The following is a 335-nucleotide window of genomic DNA, read 5'->3' on the forward strand; positions in this document are numbered from 1 at the left end:
CCGCCTGGGGAACCAGGTGAGAGCCCAAGGGGGCGGCCCGAACAGCCGGGTGGCTGTGGGCGTGGAGCGCGGCATGTCGCGAATGGTGGCCTTGCTTGGCGTGCTCAAGGCCGGCGAACAGGCCCTGGGTAGCGCCGTGCACCAGCACCAGGGTTGGCGTGCAGTCCTGCAACATGAAGCGCAGGCGTTCCTGCGGGTAGCCGGGGTCCAGCGGCACATAGGCACCGCCGGCCTTGAGCACGCCAAGCAAGGCCACCATTAGCGAAATGCCGCGCTCCACGCCCACAGCCACCCGCCTGTCCGGGCCGACCCCTTGGGCAATCAACTGGTTCGCC

The 335-nt window shown here is 69.3% G+C and carries 1 protein-coding gene; it reads right to left on the minus strand.

The window, feature by feature from the left end; all coding sequences use genetic code 11:
- Positions 1-335, minus strand: a 335-nt coding sequence (locus GYA94_RS27415) for an AMP-binding protein (protein WP_161893523.1), incomplete at both ends; no start/stop codon positions are given.

Origin of the sequence: Pseudomonas juntendi (genome assembly GCF_009932375.1) — a bacterium.
GTDB lineage: Bacteria > Pseudomonadota > Gammaproteobacteria > Pseudomonadales > Pseudomonadaceae > Aquipseudomonas > Aquipseudomonas juntendi.